This is a genomic window from Kaarinaea lacus, from assembly GCF_975902315.1.
In genome coordinates, this window is record NZ_CDLKIE010000282.1 from 1 (window position 1) to 3,433 (window position 3,433).

Below are 3,433 nucleotides of genomic sequence, written 5' to 3' on the forward strand. Positions count from 1 at the left end.
CGCCAGTGGATCCATGCCTGCATGGCAGCCAATGCAGGAGTTCAAAAAGATGGAGCTGTCACCGCCGGGGCTGCGGGATACATCCTGACGAATGCGATCAGGCACGCGGGTCACGTCTTTTACATCTTCCAGGTCGCGGCACATATAGTTCATTAATGTGAAGCGGAACATGGCGCGGTTGGTGCCCGTGCTGAAGAAGGCCTTACCAGCAGCGCGAGTAGTAACAATACCGGCGGGAGCACCGTTCAAATTATTCTGTGGTTGAGATGTGAAAAGTGAGGAATCACTTAAGTCAACGTCATTGTTTTCCAATGCTTCGAAATGATCGTTGTTCATGTTGCTAAAGGCAGGAAGACTTCCGCTGGTTCCTGTGTAAAAGAGGTCAGCGGACAATACAGTGTTAAAAGGTACGTCATCACGGATCATACCAATGACGAGAGCAGTGTAGTCATTGAGTGGGGCAAACATGGTTTGCTCTTCGTTGGTCCAGGGTGTGACCCAGTTTTTCAAGGTCACGTTATAAAAGTATTTGGCTCTGCTGTTTTGAGTGGGGTCCATCGCATATCGGGCAGCACCCACTGCGTCACCGGCCGTAATGAGATCTTCCATGTTCTTAAGGTCACTTTGTAGAGGTCCTGTATCATCGGGATCTATATCAGAAGGTGGAACCCCGGTGAGACGGTCGTGAATACGTTTCGCGTATTCGCGTTCTGTCGGGCCTGCATAAGCAGTGGAAATGCTGCTTAATAAAAGGAACGTGGTCATGGACAACGCCATAAAAAACATCAGTTCCCATTTATCGTGACCTAAATTGCGGATATTCATATATTTCATCCTTATCACTCGCGACTATCTAAGTTAAAACCAAAAATAAAATATCAATTACCTGTAATCGGGTATTAAGCCTCTTGTCCCGAAACCGGAGACAACAGGGCGAAATTCGCTTGGTGTGGAGTTACTGAAGCTGGTGCGGTGTGAAAGGAAAAACCAATTACAACGGGGAAACCAGTGGCATGATTCCGTACTGCCTGGAAATCATTGGTGAACTGCATACTACTAATACCTCTACTGCTGCCATTCCCACGTTTTTCAGTGAAACCACGTATTTACATCGACATGGGAACTCTATCCTTTATACAGAGAAATGACGTCAAAGTCACGTTTTATCAATATTCTTGATAAATGATTTCCGTATCTCTGATTTCAGTATCTGTATTACGTATTTCCGTCTGGATAAAGCTCTTTCAGTCTACGTATTGAATACGTAGTACTCACTGCCTGGTTTCCCGCTACCGCGATTTCAAGCCCAATTAGGACATAAAATCAGTAACGCCAAACACTTACTACTTCCCGTCTAAAACATAGGTTGGTGCATATTGCTGAGGTGTGACGATTGTCACAATATGCGAGTTGCCGCTCGCGGGGGGATGCTTGATCCGCCTCAATAATACCAACTATGTCATGCCTTTACATAGCTTCGCTTACTGAGACAACACTTTTAAATGATAGCGTGTAGACCACATGGTTTACCGCTAAAACTTCTTATCCTTTTCTCCTACCTGACACCAGAGGGTGCTAAGTGGCTAATTTTTATCAATACTGCAATGTTGTTGCACTGATGTACTGACTTAATTAGTTATTGTTTCCATCAATCCTAATACAGCGCCTGCTAAAAGTCTACGGCCTTGGTAAAGAATTGTTAACTGCGTCGTCTTTTGAGACGATTGCCTGGGGCTGGGATGACACCAGGATAAACGAACTGTCGGGGCCAGATTTTTCGTTAACTTGTTGTTTTGCAACTAGCGAGCTGTCATCAGGTACGTTAGCATTGGAACGCTGATACTGAATATAGGAGCTGACCATAACGCCGATTCCGGCGATAACAGCCAACATAAACAGCAAATCTGGTTTACGGTATGTTCTCATTATTGGTAGTTACTTAATTGGTAGTTACTTACGTAAATTAGAAGGCTCCCTAGAGTGATCATAGTAACGGAGTCTCATAAGCAAAGCGAATAGGTAGAATTAATACTTATTATAAAAAAATATTAAGTTATTATATTATCTAATTATATAGTCGATAGCAATTTTAGATATTTTAGAAAAAATTAATATGCTAATAGTTTTATTTTCAATGAAGGAGGGGGTATGGGTTACTGGTTAATGAAGTCTGAACCTGATGTCTTTGGAATCGATGACCTGAAATCTGCGCCCCGCAAAACTGAACATTGGGATGGTGTGAGGAATTATCAGGCGCGCAACATGATGCGTGACGAGATGAAAAAAGGCGATCAGGTGTTTTTCTACCACTCCAATTGCAAGGAACCGGGGATAGTAGGCATCGCCAGGGTCGTTAAGGAAGGTTATCCGGATTTCACAGCATTTGATTCTCAGGAAAAGTACTATGATGCGAAGAGTGACCCTGACAATCCCCGCTGGTTCATGGTCGATGTACAATTTGTTCGCAAGTTCAAACGAACCATTACCCTGGAAGAGCTGAAAAAATTGCCAAAATTAAAAGACATGCCCCTGGTTCGCCGGGGTAATCGACTGTCGATTATGCCGGTGACCGAAAAACAGTGGAACGCTATCCTGGCGGAAGAATAATTGACCTGTTTCAGGTCAGCATTTTATCTCAGGAACAGCCAGTAAGCCGGGTTTTCGGTTTCTTCATAGTGTTTGTAACCAACGCCAGCCAGGAAGGATTGAAATTCAGCATTGTCCTTTGCCGGAACCTGTACGCCCACCAGAACGCGACCATAAGCGTCACCGTGATTCCGGTAATGAAATAAACTGATATTCCAGCGTCCTCCAATATGGTTGAGGAATCGTAGCAGGGCACCGGGACGCTCCGGAAAATTAAACCGGAACAAACGTTCGTCCCTCGCCAGTTTGGTACGACCGCCTACCATGTAGCGGATATGGATTTTCGCCATTTCATTGTCGGTCAGGTCAACAATCGAATAATGTTTCGATTTTAGTTTATTAATAAGCGCGCTTTTTTCTTCGTCCCCGCCCATCAATTTGACGCCCACAAACACATGTGCTTCGGAGGGTTCCGAATAACGATAGTTGAACTCTGTGATACCGCGTGTTCCGATTGCATCGCAGAATTCACGGAAACTACCGGGTTTCTCCGGAATTGTCGCACATAGAATCGCTTCGCGACGCTCACCCAGTTCGGCGCGTTCCGCAACATGGCGCAAACGGTCAAAGTTTATATTGGCGCCACTAACGATCGACACGAGATGCTGATTTTCGACGCCCGATTGTTCGATAAATTTTTTTACGCCAGCCAACGACAGCGCCCCGGCAGGTTCTGCAATGGTGCGTGTCTCATCGAAAATATCCTTTATCGCAGCGCAGATCTCATCGGTGGTCACCACAATGACATCGTCAACACATTGCTGGGCAATACGAAATGGTTCCTTGC

Annotated in this window: 4 protein-coding genes and 1 pseudogene; 2 read left to right on the forward strand and 3 right to left on the reverse strand. The window is 45.1% G+C overall.

Features of this window, described 5'->3' with window-relative positions; translation table 11 throughout:
- A partial coding sequence (locus tag ACWVCM_RS08845; RefSeq protein WP_455201375.1) for a hypothetical protein occupies window positions 1-825 on the reverse strand: 825 nt, incomplete at its 3' end.
- Between the two features lie 149 nt (window positions 826-974).
- Here ACWVCM_RS08845 and ACWVCM_RS08850 point away from each other — a divergent pair.
- Window positions 975-1,148 carry a hypothetical protein gene (locus ACWVCM_RS08850; protein ID WP_455201376.1) on the forward strand — a complete coding sequence of 58 codons (174 nt, stop codon included), beginning with the start codon at window positions 975-977 and terminating at the stop codon, window positions 1,146-1,148.
- A gap of 529 nt (window positions 1,149-1,677) precedes the next feature.
- On the opposite strand, the gene ACWVCM_RS08855 is transcribed toward ACWVCM_RS08850, so the two are convergent.
- Entirely contained in the window at window positions 1,678-1,926 is a 249-nt protein-coding gene (locus ACWVCM_RS08855) for a hypothetical protein (RefSeq protein WP_455201377.1), read from the reverse strand.
- Window positions 1,927-2,163: 237 nt separating this feature from the next.
- Here ACWVCM_RS08855 and ACWVCM_RS08860 point away from each other — a divergent pair, with 237 nt between their 5' ends.
- The gene (locus ACWVCM_RS08860; RefSeq protein WP_455201378.1) at window positions 2,164-2,607 is read left to right on the forward strand and encodes an EVE domain-containing protein; all 444 of its coding nucleotides are present in this window, start codon (window positions 2,164-2,166) and stop codon (window positions 2,605-2,607) included.
- A 23-nt stretch (window positions 2,608-2,630) separates the two neighbouring features.
- On the opposite strand, the pseudogene ACWVCM_RS08865 reads toward ACWVCM_RS08860, so the two are convergent.
- Window positions 2,631-3,433, reverse strand: a pseudogene (locus ACWVCM_RS08865) (threonine ammonia-lyase, biosynthetic); the annotation flags it as partial.

What these genes read in the sequence shown, in the direction of transcription:
- ACWVCM_RS08855 (WP_455201377.1), bottom strand. Translation starts at nt 1,926, where the DNA reads ATGAGAACATACCGTAAACCAGATTTGCTGTTTATGTTGGCTGTTATC.
- ACWVCM_RS08860 (WP_455201378.1), top strand. Translation starts at nt 2,164, where the DNA reads ATGAAGTCTGAACCTGATGTCTTTGGAATCGATGACCTGAAATCTGCG.